This window comes from Shewanella sp. SP1S2-4, from assembly GCF_031932075.1.
Taxonomy (GTDB): Bacteria; Pseudomonadota; Gammaproteobacteria; order Enterobacterales; family Shewanellaceae; genus Shewanella; species Shewanella baltica.
On sequence record NZ_JAUOET010000027.1, the window covers coordinates 24,176 to 42,231 of the forward strand.

14 protein-coding genes are annotated in these 18,056 nt (G+C 46.5%); 2 read left to right on the plus strand and 12 right to left on the minus strand.

The window, feature by feature from the left end:
* Positions 1–65: 65 nt before the first annotated feature.
* The 11 genes from nqrF to Q4Q52_RS18585 form a co-directional block, all read right to left on the minus strand.
* Positions 66–1,322 (minus strand): NADH:ubiquinone reductase (Na(+)-transporting) subunit F, encoded by a 1,257-nt coding sequence (gene nqrF / locus Q4Q52_RS18535; protein ID WP_006080471.1) that lies wholly within the window; start codon positions 1,320–1,322, stop codon positions 66–68.
* A gap of 46 nt (positions 1,323–1,368) precedes the next feature.
* On the minus strand, positions 1,369–1,977 hold the full coding sequence (nqrE, locus tag Q4Q52_RS18540; protein WP_006080469.1) for an NADH:ubiquinone reductase (Na(+)-transporting) subunit E: 609 nt from the start codon (positions 1,975–1,977) through the stop codon (positions 1,369–1,371).
* A gap of 5 nt (positions 1,978–1,982) precedes the next feature.
* Positions 1,983–2,615: an NADH:ubiquinone reductase (Na(+)-transporting) subunit D gene (locus Q4Q52_RS18545; RefSeq protein WP_006080467.1), complete on the minus strand. Its 633-nt coding sequence runs from the start codon at positions 2,613–2,615 to the stop codon at positions 1,983–1,985.
* On the minus strand, positions 2,615–3,403 hold the full coding sequence (locus Q4Q52_RS18550) for a Na(+)-translocating NADH-quinone reductase subunit C (protein WP_220590973.1): 789 nt from the start codon (positions 3,401–3,403) through the stop codon (positions 2,615–2,617). Before Q4Q52_RS18550 ends, Q4Q52_RS18545 begins: the two co-directional genes overlap by 1 nt.
* Positions 3,396–4,595, minus strand: coding sequence for an NADH:ubiquinone reductase (Na(+)-transporting) subunit B (locus Q4Q52_RS18555; RefSeq protein WP_006083936.1), 1,200 nt, complete (start codon positions 4,593–4,595; stop codon positions 3,396–3,398). The genes Q4Q52_RS18550 and Q4Q52_RS18555 overlap by 8 nt, the downstream gene beginning before the upstream one ends.
* Positions 4,595–5,929: a Na(+)-translocating NADH-quinone reductase subunit A gene (locus tag Q4Q52_RS18560; protein ID WP_006080462.1), complete on the minus strand. Its 1,335-nt coding sequence runs from the start codon at positions 5,927–5,929 to the stop codon at positions 4,595–4,597. Before Q4Q52_RS18560 ends, Q4Q52_RS18555 begins: the two co-directional genes overlap by 1 nt.
* 401 nt (positions 5,930–6,330) lie before the next feature.
* Positions 6,331–8,385: a TonB-dependent receptor domain-containing protein gene (locus Q4Q52_RS18565; RefSeq protein WP_311991306.1), complete on the minus strand. Its 2,055-nt coding sequence runs from the start codon at positions 8,383–8,385 to the stop codon at positions 6,331–6,333.
* 165 nt (positions 8,386–8,550) lie between these two features.
* Entirely contained in the window at positions 8,551–9,060 is a 510-nt protein-coding gene (luxS, locus tag Q4Q52_RS18570) for an S-ribosylhomocysteine lyase (protein ID WP_311991307.1), read from the minus strand.
* Positions 9,061–9,228: 168 nt separating this feature from the next.
* Positions 9,229–10,347: a TRAP transporter substrate-binding protein gene (locus Q4Q52_RS18575; RefSeq protein WP_311991308.1), complete on the minus strand. Its 1,119-nt coding sequence runs from the start codon at positions 10,345–10,347 to the stop codon at positions 9,229–9,231.
* A gap of 252 nt (positions 10,348–10,599) precedes the next feature.
* Positions 10,600–10,920 carry a BolA family transcriptional regulator gene (locus Q4Q52_RS18580; protein ID WP_006080458.1) on the minus strand — a complete coding sequence of 107 codons (321 nt, stop codon included), beginning with the start codon at positions 10,918–10,920 and terminating at the stop codon, positions 10,600–10,602.
* Positions 10,921–11,104: 184 nt separating this feature from the next.
* On the minus strand, positions 11,105–11,830 hold the full coding sequence (locus tag Q4Q52_RS18585) for an alpha-ketoglutarate-dependent dioxygenase AlkB (protein WP_311991309.1): 726 nt from the start codon (positions 11,828–11,830) through the stop codon (positions 11,105–11,107).
* A 184-nt stretch (positions 11,831–12,014) separates the two neighbouring features.
* On the opposite strand from Q4Q52_RS18585, the gene Q4Q52_RS18590 reads away from it, so the two are divergent.
* Both Q4Q52_RS18590 and Q4Q52_RS18595 read left to right on the plus strand, forming a co-directional pair.
* Complete coding sequence (locus Q4Q52_RS18590) at positions 12,015–13,151, plus strand: methyltransferase (RefSeq protein ID WP_311991310.1); 1,137 nt, start codon at positions 12,015–12,017, stop codon at positions 13,149–13,151.
* A 227-nt stretch (positions 13,152–13,378) separates the two neighbouring features.
* Positions 13,379–16,576 (plus strand): DUF2339 domain-containing protein, encoded by a 3,198-nt coding sequence (locus tag Q4Q52_RS18595; protein WP_311991311.1) that lies wholly within the window; start codon positions 13,379–13,381, stop codon positions 16,574–16,576.
* A gap of 120 nt (positions 16,577–16,696) precedes the next feature.
* On the opposite strand, the gene Q4Q52_RS18600 is transcribed toward Q4Q52_RS18595, so the two are convergent.
* Positions 16,697–17,995, minus strand: a complete 1,299-nt coding sequence (locus tag Q4Q52_RS18600) for an O-acetylhomoserine aminocarboxypropyltransferase/cysteine synthase family protein (RefSeq protein WP_012090043.1) — start codon at positions 17,993–17,995, stop codon at positions 16,697–16,699.
* Positions 17,996–18,056: the final 61 nt, after the last annotated feature.

Consider the following 18,056-nt stretch of genomic DNA (forward strand, 5'->3'; position numbering starts at 1 on the left):
GCAAAAGTTGCAGATGAGAGATTATCCTCAACATCTGCAACTTTTCTATCTAGGACTAATGAACATTAGCCGCCGAAGTCATCTAACAAGATGTTTTCGTCTTCGACACCAAGATTTTTCAACATACCAATTACGGCAGCGTTCATCATTGGAGGTCCACACATGTAGAACTCACAATCTTCTGGTGCATCATGGTTTTTCAGATAGTTTTCATACAATACGTTATGAATAAAACCTGTGTAACCATCCCAGTTATCCTCTGGTTGAGGATCTGAAAGGGCCACATGCCATACGAAGTTATCATTCTCAGCCGCAAGGCCGTCGAAATCTTCTACGTAGAACATTTCACGTTTAGAACGTGCACCGTACCAGAAGCTCATCTTACGTTTAGACTGAAGACGCTTCAGTTGGTCGAAGATGTGCGAACGCATTGGCGCCATACCCGCACCACCGCCGATAAACACCATTTCTGCATCGGTATCTTTCGCGAAGAATTCACCGAATGGGCCAGAAATTGTCACTTTATCGCCAGCTTTTAAGCTCCAAATGTAAGATGACATCTTACCGCAAGGCAGAGTCAGGTTACGTGGTGGAGGCGTAGCAATACGCACGTTCAGCATAATAATACCGAACTCTTCTGGGTAGTTAGCCATTGAGTATGCACGAATCGTTTCTTCATCAACCTTAGATTCAAGATTGAAGAAACCGAAGTGTTCCCAGTCGCCACGGTATTGTGCAGGTACGTCGAAATCTGCATATTTAACATGGTGAGCAGGTGCTTCGATTTGAATATAACCGCCAGCACGGAAGGGTACAGATTCGCCATCAGGAATTTGCAGCTTCAGTTCTTTAATGAAAGTGGCTTTGTTATCGTTAGAGATAACTTCACATTCCCATTTTTTGATACCGAAGATTTCTTCGTCAAGCTCGATTTCCATATCGTTCTTAACGTTAACCTGACAAGAAAGACGACAGCCTTTACGGGCATCACCTTTGCTAATGTGGTCAAGTTCTGTTGGCAGAATATCACCGCCGCCAGACTTAATCACTACGCGACATTGGCCACATGAGCCACCGCCACCACACGCACTCGATACAAAGATACCGCTGTTAGCCAAAACGCCTAACAACTTACCGCCAGCACCGGTTGTAATTGCTTTTTCAGGATCGTCATTAATGCCGATCGTGATGTCACCGCTAGCCACTAACTTAGACTTAGCGAATAAAATCACTAATACCAAGATGAGGACGATAGCAGTAAACATACTCACACCGAGGTAAACCTCGAGCGGAGTAGATTTAAAAATACCAAGAATATCCATTAACTTATCCTTAGAAGGTCCAATTCAAGAAGCCGTTATGTGTCTCTTACAGAGACACACCAGAAAACGACATGAAACCTAAGGCCATCAAACCAGCGGTGATAAAGGTAATCCCTAAACCACGTAGGCCGTTAGGCACGTCGGCATACTTCAGCTTCTCACGGATACCGGCCATCAATACGATAGCTAATGCCCAACCCACTCCTGAGCCGAAACCAAACACCACACTCTCGCCTAGCTTGTAGTCACGCTCAACCATGAATGATACCGCACCGAAAATCGCGCAGTTCACTGTGATCAAAGGTAAGAAAATACCTAATGCGTTGTACAAAGGTGGAAAGTACTTGTCCAGTGCCATTTCCAGAATTTGAACCAAAGCCGCAATCACACCGATAAAGGTAATGAATTTCAAGAAGCTTAAGTCAGCTTCAGGTGCGCCAGCCCAAGCAAGTGCACCAGGAGCTAGCAGCCCTTGATATATAACTTGGTTTGCTGGGACAGAGATAGTTAACACTACAACTACCGCAATCCCTAGGCCCATGGCTGTGGTGACTTTCTTAGACACAGCCAAGAAAGTACACATACCTAGGAAGAAGGCCAGTGCCATGTTTTCAATGAAAACAGAGCGAATTAACAGGCTAATATAATGTTCCATCGCACTTACCCTTTTGCTTCAACTTGCTCTGGCTTATAGGTACGAATAATCCAAATCAGAACACCGATCAGGAAGAACGCACTCGGAGGCAGTAGTAGCAGACCGTTTGGTTGGTACCAGCCGCCATCAGAGATCTTGTGCAGGATTTCAACACCGAACAGAGAACCGTTACCAAACAGTTCACGTACGAAGCCAACAGCTAACAGAATCGCACCGTAACCTAAACCGTTACCGATACCATCCATAAAGCTCATCATTGGCGGTGTTTTCATCGCGTAAGCTTCGGCACGACCCATTACGATACAGTTCGTAATAATCAGACCGACGAATACCGACAGCTGCTTAGAGATCTGATAAGCATAAGCCTGCAGCAATTGGTCAACCACGATTACCAAAGAGGCAATAATGGTCATCTGTACGATAATACGCACACTGCTTGGAATATGATTACGGATCATTGAGATAAACAGGTTCGAAAACGCGGTTACCGCAGTTAACGCCAACGCCATTACCAGTGCAGTTTCGAGCTTGCTCGTTACCGCTAATGCACTACATACACCAAGTACTTGTAAAGCAATCGGGTTGTTGTTGACTATAGGTCCGGTCAGAACCTGTTTCAGTTCTTTAGCGTCAGACATTAGTTGAGACCTCCATTGCGTGCTTTTTCAATGAAACTCGCAAAACCTTCTTTCCCTAACCAGAATGTCAGTGAATGTTGCACACCATTACTCGTTAAGGTTGCGCCAGATAATGCGTCTACACCGTATTCAGTGCTAGCAACAGCTGGGTTTTTAGTTACGCTGATAGCAATGTTACCTTGCTCATCAAATAACTTTTTGCCATGCCATTTCGCTTTCCACTGAGCATTTTGCACTTCGCCACCTAAGCCCGGCGTTTCGCCTTGCTCATAGTAGACTAAGCTTTGCACTGTGTTTAGATCAGCATCCATAGCAAGGAAGGCATACATAGTAGACCAAAGGCCATAACCATGGATTGGCAGGATCACACTCGTTAATTTGCCTTGTTCATCACGAACAAGATAAACCACAGCGTTATCCGCTACACGTTTCACTGAAGCAATGTCGTTCTCAGGTACAAATGAGGTTTTCACATCACGAGACGCTTTACGTTGATCAAAAGTGTCAGCATTAACACCATCAACCCAAGCACCCGTTTTTAAATCGACCAATTTAGCTTCGATGTGTTTGCCGTAAGTATCCAGAATTTGCGCTTTGGTGACCTTGCCCGCTTTAGTATCGATAAGACCAGCGGCTTCCAGAATGTACTTTTGCTTATCGAGCAGTTTATTTTCTGCTTGAGTCGGTCTCAGTAACACTGCTGCAGTAGACACAAATATCGCACAAATCAGACATAGGCCAACGACGATAAATAAGGTTCTGCCGAACGAATCTTTATTACTAGCCACGGGCAATCCTCCGCTTGATATTTGCCTGAACCACGAAGTGGTCGAACAATGGCGCGAACAAGTTAGCAAACAGAATTGCCAACATCATGCCTTCAGGGAATGCAGGGTTAATCACGCGGATAAACACAGCCATTGCACCGATCAAGATACCGTATGCCCATTTAGCTTGGTTAGTGAATGACGCTGACACAGGGTCTGTCGCCATAAACATCATGCCAAACGCAAAACCACCTAACACTAAGTGCCAGTACCAAGGCATTGCAAACATTGGGTTAGTGTCGCTACCGACAAAGTTAAGCAGAGTAGAAATGGCAATCATACCGACCATTACACCGCCAACAATGCGCCATGAAGCGATACGGGTGTAGATGATGACCAAACCACCTAACAGAATCGCTAATGTAGACACTTCACCAACAGAACCAGGAATGAATCCGAAGAACGAATCCCACCAGTTTTGGTTAATTGCATAATCTAATGTGCCCGCTGCTGCTTGGCTCAGTGCAGTCGCACCTGAGTAGCCGTCAGCCACAACCCATGAGGTATCACCCGACATGTTCAACGGATAAGCGAAGAACAGGAAGGCACGACCCGCTAGCGCTGGGTTTAAGAAGTTACGCCCTGTACCACCGAACACTTCTTTCGCCACGACCACACCGAAGGTGATACCCAGCGCCACCATCCATAATGGGATAGTTGCTGGCAGCGTTAAAGCGAACAGGATAGAGGTAACGAAGAAACCTTCGTTGACTTCATGACCGCGGATAGAGGCAAACAGCACTTCCCAGATACCACCGACGGCGAAGGTCACCGCGTAGATAGGTAGGAAGAAACAGGCGCCATACCACATTAGCGCAGGCCAGCCAGAGTTTGCCGTCAGTTCGGTACCGAACATGCTGAACAAGCTCACTTGCCATACGTCAGGGGTAGCAAAACCAGCCACTAAAGCTAATTGAGCTTGTAAACCTACGTTGTACATACCCACGAACATCGCAGGGAAAGCACAAGCCCAAACCGTAATCATCATACGTTTTAGGTCGAGGTTATCGCGAACGTGGGTTTTGCCCTTGTTCACTTTACCTGGGGTATAAAAAATTGTGTATGCCGCTTCGAATAGGGCATAAAACTTTTCGTATTTACCGCCTTTTTCAAAGTCGGGTTCAATACGTTCGAAAAAATCTTTCAAGCTCATTAGCCTTCCCTCTCGATCGTATCTAGACAGTCACGCAGATATGAACCGTAGTCATACTTGCCTGGACATACGAACGTACACAGTGCGAGATCTTCTTCATCTAACTCTAACGCGCCTAACGTAGCAGCACCGTCAAAGTCACCTGAAATCAAGTCACGCAACAACATAGTAGGAAGAATGTCCAATGGCATTACACGCTCATAGTTACCAATTGGCACCATAGCGCGGTCTGAACCACCTGTACTGGTCGTCATACTGAACAGACGAGAGGGAGCAAGATGTCCTAAGAATGCACGAGTGATAGAATATTTGTCTGAGCCTGGTAATACCCAGCCTAAAAATTCTTTCTCTGTACCTTCTTCTAACAGACTTACTTGAACATGGTAACGACCTAAATACCCTTGTGGGCCAACGGCTGTACGACCATTCAGAACAGAGCCTGAAATCAGACGAACATTGCCATCTAAAGCTTCACCTGCGGTTAATTCAGTCATACTCGCGCCCACAACAGTGCGTACGAGTCTTGGCTTAGCCGCTTTAGGGCCTGCGATCGCAATAACACGTTCGGTATTGAGTTCACCCGTCGTAAATAGCTGACCAATTGCTATTACATCTTGGTAACCAATATGCCAAACGGTACGTTTTGCAGAGGCAGACAATAAGAAGTGAATATGAGTACCGACTAATCCTGCAGGGTGCACACCGGCAAATTCTTCAACTTGGGCGTTTGCGGCAGGAATATCAGCGCCAGGCGCTTTACAAAGGTAAACTTTACCGTCAGTAAGTCTTGCTAAGACCTTAAGACCATTAGCAAAATCTTCTTTATGCTCACGGATCACCACAACGGGATCAGCGGCAAGAGGTTGAGTATCTATTGCGGTTACAAAAATACCAGCAGCAGAAGAGTCTACAGCAGGAACTTTGCTAAAAGGACGAGTACGCAAAGCAGTCCATAAACCTGATTCGATCAGATTATCACGGACTAACTGCGAGTCGAGCGTATCGAGTGCAGTGGCATCATATTTAGCAAAGGCAACGCTTTCGTTTCCTTCCACTTCAATGACAACAGACTGCAGAACACGCTGGGCGCCCCGGTTAATGTCTAATATAGTACCACTGGCTAAAGCCGTATATTTAACGCCTAAATTCTTCTTATCTTCAAAAAGAACCTGGCCTTTTTGTACTTTATCGCCCACTTTGATTTTCATCGTTGGACGTAAGCCAATATACTCTTCACCCAAAGTAGCTACATGTTTAATGGCTGGGCCATTATGGATAACTTGCTCTGGTCCGCCTGCTATAGGCAGTTCCAATCCTTTCTTAATTGTAATCATATCCACAAGCACTACGTTTGAAGGAAAGACAATGCGCCGCGTTCCTGCTAAATACTTAGGTTTTAAACAAAACCTACTGCATTGAGCTAGCGCAGATTTATCACAGAAATGCGATCGCAATCACGCTGGTCGCGCGCATTTTACCCCAATTGACTTGGCATCGCCACGAAAATTATAGGTGATTTCAAACCTAAAAAATGGATTGAAAAGAATCATGCGCTACAGCGTTCGCCTTCCGACCTAGTGACGGATCAGAAAGAGAGAATATTACGGCCACTGGATACTATAGCATTAATAATTAAAGATTTAATTTAGCAAAAAGTCGAAACATCCACTAAACACGGCTTAAATCGATCTTATTTGTTTCAATTGATTTAAATTCAAACGAAATAAAATTCAACTTAAAAGCGCCATTGATAACCTAAATAGCTAATACGTCCATTTTCCGATCGAATTCCGCTATTTGATGCTGTTGTGATTAATGTCTCATCTAAGAGGTTTTCTATCCGAAAATAAATCTCATGGTGACGGTTAAAATGATAATTCGCCGCTAAATCTACCCGCCATTGTGCGGCGACAGGCTGTAATTGGGCGCCGAATTGGCCCATTTCGCGCTCCGATTGATAAAAGACATTCGCATGCAGTTCATATTCTGCGTATTTCATCCCAGCACTCAACTGCAGTTGCCGCTCAGGTAACCATGCCACCCTATCGCCAGCCACAACACAGCCTTGGATTTCATTGCAGCTATTGGTTTGATACTCGGCATTTGAATACTGATAATTCAAGGCTAAAGGTAACTGCACGCTGCCCAGTTCCCACTGATAGCCAAGATTCAGCTCAACTCCTTTGGTCAGCACATCCACGACATTGCCTTGAATCCACAAACGACTGTCGGCACATTGGGTATACGCATCACAATTGACATGCAGATTATCAAAATCTTGGACGTAGGTTTTGATGTCAGCACTAAAATGCTCGCTGGCATATTGGGCGCTGACTTGATATTGCAGCGACACTTGTGCCTCTTGCTCAAGATTCCCCGCACTCGCGGCGGTCCATGAACGTCGAATATCCGTACTAAAGCGCCAATCTCCAGCATGATATAAAACGCCAAGCTGTGGCATCCAATCGCTATCAGAAAAATCCGCCGCTTCGAGTCCGGCGTAGGCTAGATTGACCTCGCGATTGACGTCCACTTTTTCATAAGCAAGCGCGAGTTTGAGCTGCAATCCGTCCCAATTAAACAAGGAATCGATGGCCGAGGTGAATGCGGTCGCATCATCGGTATAAGCCAACAGCGCATTGGGTGCATCACTCACTACACTCAAGTCCTGCTGCCATAGACTTTGCTGTTCACCAAGGTGCATCTCAGCTTTATCCGTATGGTAACGGGCACTCAAACTAATTTGATGGGCGCCATATTGATTCACGGACTCAGTTTGTACCCCAAAGGAGCTAAAATCATTGTCTTGTTGTAACGAAGCGACCGCGACGCCATCGACTGTCGGCTGCCGTTCAAATGCGGCCAGCGCTGCTAAACTCTGGGTATCGAGCATTTGCCCATCAAATTGATTGAGTTGATTTAATTGCTGCGAATAGGATTGATAGTAAAAGTCAGTGATAACCTTATGCCCACCACTAAGCGCAACTTGGTGCGATAGTTGATACTTATGGTGTCGCCCTTGATGCTTATCTGCCGCCGTGGCCGAATACAAACTCATCGGGTCTTGTTGCCAATCGGCCTGCGTTAAGCCGAGTTGGGAGCGATAGCTATCATCATCGAGGAACTGGTAGGTAAACTCAGTCACCTGCGGACTTCGGGCACCTAATAAACTCGCGGCGTTGATTTTAAATAAGATATCAGTGGTTTGGCGGTCAGTATCTTGACCATTGAGCAAGTGATCGGCGCCGCTACCATCGCTGTAGTTAACCGCGAGTATCATGCCGTATTCTTTTTGCTTCACGCCCCAATTCACATCGACACTGTAGTCAGCATCCGTATTGCCTTCGAGCGTTACCTTACTGTTTTCCGCTTGCTCGGCTACAGGTAAGGTTTGATAACTCACCACCCCAAACGCCCCTTGCCCACCAACCGCCATATTCGCCATTGGCGTGACAGTGACACTCTGTTGTTGCAGCAGATTGGGTAATAGTTGTAATTGCGGTGCAGAATAAGGCGCAGGTGAGAAATACACTCTATCTTGCAATACGGCCACGCCTTGACTCGCGCTGCGCATACTAATGCTTGCTGGATTTCCGTTAAGATCCGCAGGTAAAACCGTCAAAGCCGTTAACTGGCCTAACGCTAAACTGTCAGCAGTGGAGTGGAATGTGTCATTGAGCTGATTCAGTTCAAGCATTTGACTGTGGAAATCATCGGCGAACGTTGTGTTAGAACAGGCAAGAGATACAGAAATTGCACAGAGTGATACTGTGAAGTAACGACTAGGCATACCAAGCTCCCAAAAATTTTGTTAGCGTACGGCGTTTTTGTTATTAACTTGTAAAATAGCTGAATTTGTTTGAAAAAAAAAGCGACTCTCGTCGCTTTCTCTCATTAACTTCAGGAAACTGAATTTACTGGCTAGGCAATCTTATACAAGTAAGAGTGCAAACCGTTACAGATTACCTAGAATTTCGTCGCTTAATTTCAAATCATCATTGCGATTCACACTTACGCCAGCCGCAATAATATTACGGGCGATATCTTGTGCCTGATCTAATGAATGCATCTCATACGTACCACATTGGTATTCGTTCAGCTCAGGGATTTCAGACTGCTCAACCACTTTAAGCACATCTTCCATCGCGGCTAACCACGCATCGGCCACTTGGCGCTCTATGGGTTCACCAATCAAACTCATATAAAAACCGGTACGACATCCCATTGGCGAAATATCAATGATCTCAACATCGCTGCCATTTAAATGGTCACGCATAAAACCCGCGAATAAATGCTCTAGAGTATGAATACCACGCTCACTGAGGATCTCTTTATTCGGTGCGCAAAAACGTAAATCAAATACCGTAATCGCATCGCCCTTTGGCGTGCTCATGTGCTTAGCAACACGAACTGCTGGGGCATTCATTCGAGTATGATCGACGGTAAAGCTATCAAGTAATGGCATAGGGATCTCCAAATTCTCAGGGCGACATCAACGCCACTGTAACTGTCTATTTATGGCTTGCAAGCATAACACCAAATGAATTACGCCGATAACAAGATAATTTAAGATGAAATCATCTCATATAAATCAGCTGTTAATGTGACAGTGAGTGCTAAAAACAGCACGCATTTAATGTTGGCGCTGTTGGCTGTAAGCATCCTCAGATATTTTATGATACTGGCGCACACCTTGCTCGTAGGCGTGATAGGCGGCGTACACTTTACGCATTAAGGGATCTTGATTGGCTTGTTCTTCAATCACTTGTTTAGAGATTTTCTCAAGTTCCAACAACACTTTAGGTGGGAACGCTTTAAGCACCACCCCTTCATCATTCACTAAGGCTTCAAGGGCGGCTACATTACGGGTCGTGTATTCGTCGAGCATATCTTGATTAATGGCTCTCGCCGCGACTTTAACTATGGCTTGTAAATCTTGAGGTAAACTCTCGAAGGCGGCTTTATTAATCAAGAATTCCATATTGGAACCCGGCTCATGCCAACCAGGATAATAGTAGTACTTCGCCACTTTATGTAGACCGAAGGCAAGGTCGTTCAATGGCCCCACCCACTCAGCCGCATCAATCGAGCCAGTTTGTAGCGCACCATAGAGTTCACGCCCCGCCATATTCACAGGAATAGCACCGACACGCTTTAATACTTCGCCGCCCAAGCCCGGCATGCGGATCTTCAATCCCTTAAAATCAGCAATCGTATTAATCCGTTTATTGAACCAGCCGCCCATTTGCATCCCAGTATTGCCACCCGCGAGGGGAATGATGCCAAAGGGGCGATACACTTCATCCCACAACGCCATGCCACCGCCGTAGTGCAGCCAGCCGTTCATTTCCTGCGCCGTCATACCAAAGGGAATCGATGAAAAAAACTGCGCCGCGGGTGCCTTGCCTTTCCAATAATAAGAGGCGGCATGGGCCATTTGAATTTTGCCCTGACTCACACCATCAAATACGGCAAACGCTGGCATTAACTCACCCGCGCCATAAACCTGGATCTTTAACCGACCGTTAGACATTTCATCGACTAAATGGGCAAAACTCTCAGGAGCCATGCCTAAACCGGGGAAGTTTTTCGGCCAAGAGGTTGCAAGGCGCCATTCAATAGCGGGAATAGCTTGGGGGTCATCCGTTGCGGCATGGGAAACGGCTACGCTTTGCGCATCACTGGCTGCGGGATTACAACCGCTCAGTCCCATCAGCAGCATTAAGACGAGTACACTCCCAAACTTACGCATTTTTAATACCCTCCCTGACATCAAACGAGCCCATGGTTCTAACAGACGTGAACATGCTCTCAGGACAGAGCTCCGCAATCGCATCACCCAAACCCTTAAAATAGAACATATTGTTAACACAGAAACGCCTATAGGGAAACCAGAAACTCGGGCACAGAAACCAGAAAATGACCTTAGTTTGACCTAAAACAAAAAGCCACTCGATGGAGAGTGGCTTTGAAATCTAAGCTAAAAGTATTGGAAAGCGATGAATTAACCGCGACAATTTGGCGTATTAGGCACTTGTGCATTCGCATCCCATTCACTTTGAGTGAATGTGTGGATCGACAAGGCATGCACGCCATTCGCTAGCTCATGGGCTAAGTGAGTATTAACCAATCGATGCCGTGCCAAGAGACGTAAACCATCAAACTGCTCACTCACGAGCACTACTTTGAAATGGGTTTCCGAATTCGGTGGCACATGGTGACGATTACTTTCGTTGATCACTTCTAAGTGAGTCGGCGAGAAGCCTTCAGTTAACTTCTGCGTGATAGTGTTAGCCACTGTGCCCTGCGCATGAGTATTGGACATATTCGAGTCTCAGAATGGGGAAATCCAGTGGCCGCAGAGTACTGCTTCAGACAGAAAAGATCAAATTCACTTAGTCTGTTTGCTGCTCAATAACCACTTTATAAGTCATCTTATTTAGCAGGCCGTTCACCGCCACCAGTAATAAACAGGAGGCAATGAATAGCTGTCATTTAACAACGGGCATTTAGCCATGGAAATTTACGATGAGTTGCCTAAAGGTGTAATTCCAACGGGGCTCTTTTACTTTCAAACGTTTAGGTAAGCTGTGCAGCCAATCGTTTTGCATAGGCCAGTGCATGATTAGCAGATCACCGCTGTGCAAACTGATGCAGTGCTTGGTTTGGCAGTGTTTATGCTTAAGCACAAAATCCCGCGTGGCGCCTAAGCTAATAGAAGCAATATGGCTGCCACGTGCAATTTCCGATTCATCATCGCTATGGGCACCCATACAATCTTTACCATCGGCGTAACGATTGACTAATACTCCATTACTCGCCAAACCATAATCCCGCGTTAACTTATCCCTCAACTTCTGGGCATATTTAGGCCAAGGTAAGGCGCGGATAAACAGTCCTGAATATAAATAGTCACAGCCCAAATCGCCAAACCACACTTGCTGGCGAGGAATTGCGTGAAACTGACCAAATACTTGGATTTCGGGGCGACTTAAGGGATAAGTCTGCGCTTCTGTCATCAACGCAAGTTGCTGCTCAGCATTAAGATAACCCCGCACTAAGGTGATGGGCGGTATGGGTTGCTCAGCTTTTTTCGAACCTTGTTCGACCATGCTCAAACTTAACTGCAAATCATGATCCGCCGCTGCATCAAACTCAAGCTCAAGTTCAGAAAACAAGTCAACCCTTTGGCCGCCACCTTGATTGTTAGTCAGATCATTATCTTTAGTCATCATCTTGCTTGTTCAGCACCCTCTCCTATCCGGCAGTTTAATTATCGCTTCGTCCACAGCAGGGCTGCATTTAGGACGATACATTAGGCCTATATATTAGGGCTAGACATCCTTAATGCAGAGCCGTCGCACTGCGCCATGAAATCTGCGATAATCTGCGCCTTAATTTATTGGCGCAGTGTGGCACATGACAACACAATTTTCAGTAGCGGGTGTTGAACTCGAACTTTTACGGTATCCGGCTCAGCAGGAATCTAATCTTCAAGCTTGGGATGCCGCCGATGAACACTTACTCAAAAGCCTTATTGAGTCAGAGCAAGCCGCCGTGCCAACCGCCATTATCAACGACAGTTTCGGCGCCTTAAGCTGTGGTGTATCAAAACTGAATCCAAGTTGGCCACTGTGTGTTGAAACCGATGCCAGAACCAGCTTTTTAGGCGCAGAGCAAAACCATGGCCGCAATCAGTTGCCGCTGGATAACCTGCAATGGTTTACCAGCCGCGATACCTTGCCAGAAAACTTAGCCTTAGTATTGATGAAGTTGCCTAAAAACTTAAGCTACTTTGCCCACCAGCTAACACGCTTATCGCAAGTGTTACCCGCTGGCATTCGTGTATTAGTGGCAGCCAAAGCCAAATCGATAAATGGCGCCTTGCTCGATATCTTTGCTAAGCATTTAGGCCCAGCAAGCGCCAGTTTAGCGTGGAAAAACACCCGAGTAATTACCTGTGTCAGCGATGGTAAACCCAGACCATTAGCCAAAGAAGTGACTTGGACCGTACCAGAATATCAACTTGAGATCAGCAACTTAAGTAATGTGTTTGCCGCCAACAAACTCGATATTGGCGCACGTATCATGCTCGAAAATCTGCCGAAAGGGGATTTCAAGTCGATTGTCGATCTAGGTTGTGGCAATGGCGTGCTGGGATTGCGAACCGCTCAGTTATTCCCAGAAGCTGATATCCACTTTATCGACGATTCTGAAATGGCGGTCGCATCAGCCAAGGCAAACTGGGCGCGTAATCAATTGCCAGCAGATAAAGGCCACTTCTATTGGGATGACTGCATGACGCATCTGCCAGAAGAAGTGCAACCGGATCTGGTGCTATGTAATCCGCCCTTCCATCAAGGCGAAGCCATTACCGATCATATCGCCTGGCAGATGTTTTTAGATGCTCGCAGCCGCTTAAAAGACGGAGGTATTTTACATATCGTCGGCAACCGCCATCTGGCTTATCATGTGAAATTGCAGCGCTTATTTAAAAACTGCACCACAGTCGCCTCCAACGGTAAATTTGTGATCCTGCAGGCGCAAAAGAAATAACCCTGCCACTATTTAGTACTTTAATCAGAGCCAGCAATGTCTGGCTCTTTGTTGAACTAAACCCGCTAAAATATTGTTCTACACCACTATCAGCATTTTTCCACATTCGCTATGGCTAGCCGAAATCCCCTGTCGCAAGTACAATCCAATTGCAAAGGCGCTTAAGTCCTTAAATTTTTAAGCGCTGAATGTTTTTAAGCTATTAGGCACTTAACTAGGATTGAGATATGCCGTTAAAGGATGACGTTGCCCAACTAAAAGCTGAGCTGGCACAATTACAGTCGCTGCATTTATCGCAGCAATCTTCGCTCAGCCGTCAATTGGCAGAATTTTCAACTAAGCTCGATACCTTAAGTCAGCAAATTGCGACTGAAGACGCCTTTGATACCACTGTCAGTATGGCGGCAGATGCAGTATCGATTGCGGCTGTGCTCCCTGCCGCAGATAACACGCCCGCATTAACCTATGCGGCACACACACCAATCCTTGAGTCCGCTCCCGTAGCGCCTGCTCAAGCAGAACCCAACCCATGGCAGCAAAACGCTTTGCAAGAAGACCCTTGGCAAAGAAACACAAAAAATACCTCAGCAGAACAAGTCGCTAAAACCAAATACCAGGCGCAGGGCCAACAACTGAGTGATGAAGTCAAATTACAGGCAAGCGTGCAAGTGGCGAGTCAATTTGATGATCTGCTATCCCAAGGATTAGCGGCCATCATGGCGCCCTTTGGCGCAATTACCGAACAAATCAAATCCTTCTACCATCATTATCAAGCTAAGGGATTAGGGCCAGTCTTCTTGATGACAGTTGCAGGGATCATCACCCTGACCTTAGGCTTTGGTTATTTACTGCAATATTCCATCAACCATTGGTTCTCTGAACTGGGCAAAGCCCTACTCGGGTTTGCCAGTGCGAACGCTATCATAGCCGGCGGGATTTTTATTCGCCAAAAACGCGCGGGCATGGCGGACTTTGGCTCAGGGATAGTCGGATTAGGCCTTATCCTAAACTTTCTCTGCGCTTACTTTATTGGGCCATATTTTGAAATCATCCCCAATAGCGCGAGTTTTATCTTACTGTTATTGATCACTTTGGCAGGTTATGGCCTGTCAATGCGCTTAGATGCCAAAGTCATTGCCGTCATTGCCTTAGTCGGCGGCTCGACCGCGCCTATGATGCTGTTATCCCAAAGCTATGCGCCGCTACTGTATCCTCCTTATTTACTGCTTATTGGTGCCGGCGCCCTTGCCCAGAGTCGTAAGTTAAAGTGGCCGCTATTAGTGGAAATCACCGCCCTGCTGCACATTGGCTGCATCGAAGCCTTTAGTTATTTTGTGCCATTGCCACTCACCGACTTTGGCGGCGGCAGTCTGCTGGCGCTTATCAGTATTAATGCGACCTTTTATCTCTACGGCATCACCGGCCTAATATTTCCCCATCAATTTACCCATCAAGATAAACAACCAAGCAATACGCTGAGCCATCGAATACTCGCCCTTCCGATAGCATTGCTCGCCTTTGTGCTATTCGAATTAACGCAATTTACTGAGTTAGCAGGGGAAATTTTTGCAGCCAACGCTCTGATTTGTGCAGCCCTCTATTGGCAGCTAAAAAGCCGCTTAGAAAAAGCCCGCAGCGGCTTATTGTTAGTCTTTGCTGGAAGTTTTGCCGGATTCGCGGCGCTGTATTTACTCAGCCATGATTTCCTCGGCTTAGTCTTACTGCTCGAAGCCTTATTACTGCTATGGATTGGCACCAAGGAAGAGCTGGTTTCAGTGCGCGCCGAAGCCTATGTATTACTGCTGATGGGTTTAGGATTGAATGCGTTTAGCGTGCTAGATAGTATGGCACTGTTAGAATCCAGCATGTTAGATGCCTTAGCGATTTCACCTTTGTCGGCCTTTGGCTTTTCGCTGATAGCGCTGGCCTTAAGTTGCGCCGCCTTAGTCTTTGCCATTCGACTATTAACATTCACCCATGCGCCACTTTCTGCGTTAGAACATCAGCTTTGCAGAATACTAAAAGAACTATTAAGCGGTTTTTATGTGGCGACAATTATCCTCGCGGCTTACCTTTTGAGCAGCGATTACTACCTCGCCATTTTGCCACTGGTCAGCCTATTACTGCTGTATTTAAGCGCAAAGGACAAACTCGTTATCAGCGAATTTGCCGCTTGGATCTTGCTATTACCGCTGCTCTTTAAGGTCGTTGAAGGCATAACACTCGCGGACAGTTTTAGCTTTAGCGCCCAGCCGCTCATGGCAAAACTGGCACGGATTGAGTTATTTACCGCCTTACTTTTGGCCCATTATTGGTATCGCCGCCACTATAAAGATGCCCTATTTGCTAAAGCCGCTTACAGCGTGCAAATCTGCTGTTACTTGCTGCTGCCGCTTATTTTACTGCCCAAAGTTATCCGCAACTATTGGGAATATACCGCTATCGCCCTTTGGCTGAGCACCTTTATGAGCCTAGGTTTAGCCTATTTTGTTAAGCATAAGAGTTTGAACATAGAGGCCAAAATCCTCACTTGGCTAGCGGTTATGATGACCGCCTCGCTATGTCTTATTCACGTTTGGCAAGGACTCGCGGCGCTGACCGTTGGCGCCCTGTTTATGGGCTTCACCCTGCTTCGTTATCGCCAATTACCCGAGACATGGCGCCCCTTGCTGCAGCTACAATGGCAACTGAGCCCTTATTACTTTGCACTGGTATTGGCCGTGATCGTTTATGGCTTTAATCATTCAGAGCTAGTAGGAATAGCGATGACAGCGCTAGCCTTAAGTGGTTATTTTGCCTTGCTTATCCAAAGAGGTGTAAGCCAAAGGCCTGTAAGCCAAGCCTCACATAGCATGAAATTAATCCTAGTCGCCGAAATTCAAGCCGCAATAAAGGAAAGCTACCATCTCGCCTACGGCCTAACGTTAGGCTTAGCCCTGTTGCCCATCATGTTGCATTTTGAGATCACGCTTGGGCTTAATCGTGATAATGCCTCGTTTGTGTTAATCGAGTTTTTATCGCTGGCACTCCTAGCAAGGCTTATCTTGCAGCACGGCGCAGCAATACGCTTGCATAGACGTATCATGCCATTACAAGGACTTAAGTGGGGTTGGCATCTGTTACTTGCCTTGAGTTACTTCATGTGGAGTTATAGTTTCGATAACATGATTGCCGCCCCACTCAGCGCGATTTTATTAGTTATCCATGGCAGTGTGTTGATGTTTATCAGCTTAAAACCACAAAATGCCGATATGATCCGCCTCGCCGCAGGGCTATTTATCCTATCGACCCTCAAGGTGCTATTACTGGATATGGCGTCCTTCGAGCTAGTGCAAAAGGTCATTGCTTTTATGCTGATCGGGGTTATTTTGCTGACAGTGTCTTACTTCTATCAGAAGGCGAGAAATCGATTGCAGCAAGATTAACATCGTTTTTAAAGCACTAAAAAAACCGCCATCGAATTGAATCGATGGCGGCTTTTTACTGTTAATGATTTAATAAATTGATGAGGTATCTGCTATTCGATATGGGCTACTTAATAAGAACTACTTGCTCACCAGTGCCTTATCGAGCGCCTGCGCCACATCATTAATGATGTCGTCAATATGCTCAATCCCAACCGAGATACGGATAAGATCTTCTGACACGCCCGCCCGTGCCAGTTCATCGGCATCGAGCTGTCTGTGCGTGGTACTCGCAGGGTGACAGGCCAAGGATTTCGCATCGCCGATGTTCACTAAACGCAGGATCATCTGCAGCGCATCGATAAAACGTCCGCCGGCAATTTTACCCTCTTCAGGCGTGGCCGCTTTAATCCCAAAGCTAATGATCCCAGAGGCTTTTCCGCCAGTGATCTTGTGGCAATTATCCTGATAAGGGCTGCTCGGCAACGCGCCGTAGTTCACCCAACTCACCGCCGGATGCAACACCAAATATTCGGCTAATGCTAGCGCGTTCGAGCAATGGCGCTCCATTCTAAGGCTTAAGGTTTCAAGGCCTTGCAACAGTAAAAATGCACTGTGCGGTGACAGTGCGGCGCCGGTATTACGCAGCGGTACCACACGGCAACGACCAATAAATGCCGCAGGACCAAAGGCTTCGGTATAAACCACGCCGTGATAAGAAGGATCGGCTTGGTTAAGCAAGGCAAATCTTTCCTTATTCGCCACCCAATCAAACTTGCCAGAATCGATAATCACCCCGCCAATCGTCGTGCCATGGCCACCTATGTATTTGGTTAAAGAGTGGATAACGATATCGGCGCCATGCTCAAACGGGCGACATAACACTGGGGTTGCGACCGTATTATCGACAATTAAAGGCACGCCATGCTTATGGGCAATCTCGGCTAAACGCTGTAAATCGACAATATTGCCCGCGGGATTACCAATTGATTCGCAGAACAAGGCCTTAGTTTTGTCGTCGATCAGCTCATCGAGGCCTTCAAAATCATCGAAGGCCGCCATACGCACTTCTACGCCTTGGCGCGGCAACGTATGGGCAAACAGATTATAAGTGCCGCCATAGAGCTGACTGGTGCTGACAATATTATCGCCAACTTGAGTCAAGGCTTGAATCGCATAGGTAATCGCCGCCATACCCGATGCCACGGCCAGTGCACCTATGCCGCCTTCTATAGCTGCGAGTCGCTGCTCTAGCACGCTAGTAGTAGGATTCATGATCCGCGTATAAATGTTACCTGCGACTTTTAAGTCAAATAAATCAGCACCATGCTGGGTATCATCGAAGGTATAAGAGGTGGTTTGATAGATAGGTACCGCGGCCGCTTTTGTGGTCGCTTCTGACTCATAACCGTAGTGTAATGCCAGTGATTCAAGCTTCATTTTGCCTTCCTTCAACAGAGTGCTGTCCTTGTTCGAACCCAAAGGATTGCACAAGATTTGT

Coding starts and splice junctions, on each gene's coding strand:
- nqrF (WP_006080471.1), bottom strand. CDS start 1,322: ATGGATATTCTTGGTATTTTTAAATCTACTCCGCTCGAGGTTTACCTC.
- nqrE (WP_006080469.1), bottom strand. CDS start 1,977: ATGGAACATTATATTAGCCTGTTAATTCGCTCTGTTTTCATTGAAAAC.
- Q4Q52_RS18545 (WP_006080467.1), bottom strand. CDS start 2,615: ATGTCTGACGCTAAAGAACTGAAACAGGTTCTGACCGGACCTATAGTC.
- Q4Q52_RS18555 (WP_006083936.1), bottom strand. CDS start 4,595: ATGAGCTTGAAAGATTTTTTCGAACGTATTGAACCCGACTTTGAAAAA.
- Q4Q52_RS18560 (WP_006080462.1), bottom strand. CDS start 5,929: ATGATTACAATTAAGAAAGGATTGGAACTGCCTATAGCAGGCGGACCA.
- Q4Q52_RS18565 (WP_311991306.1), bottom strand. CDS start 8,385: ATGCCTAGTCGTTACTTCACAGTATCACTCTGTGCAATTTCTGTATCT.
- luxS (WP_311991307.1), bottom strand. CDS start 9,060: ATGCCATTACTTGATAGCTTTACCGTCGATCATACTCGAATGAATGCC.
- Q4Q52_RS18575 (WP_311991308.1), bottom strand. CDS start 10,347: ATGCGTAAGTTTGGGAGTGTACTCGTCTTAATGCTGCTGATGGGACTG.
- Q4Q52_RS18580 (WP_006080458.1), bottom strand. CDS start 10,920: ATGTCCAATACTCATGCGCAGGGCACAGTGGCTAACACTATCACGCAG.
- Q4Q52_RS18585 (WP_311991309.1), bottom strand. CDS start 11,830: ATGATGACTAAAGATAATGATCTGACTAACAATCAAGGTGGCGGCCAA.
- Q4Q52_RS18590 (WP_311991310.1), top strand. CDS start 12,015: ATGACAACACAATTTTCAGTAGCGGGTGTTGAACTCGAACTTTTACGG.
- Q4Q52_RS18595 (WP_311991311.1), top strand. CDS start 13,379: ATGCCGTTAAAGGATGACGTTGCCCAACTAAAAGCTGAGCTGGCACAA.
- Q4Q52_RS18600 (WP_012090043.1), bottom strand. CDS start 17,995: ATGAAGCTTGAATCACTGGCATTACACTACGGTTATGAGTCAGAAGCG.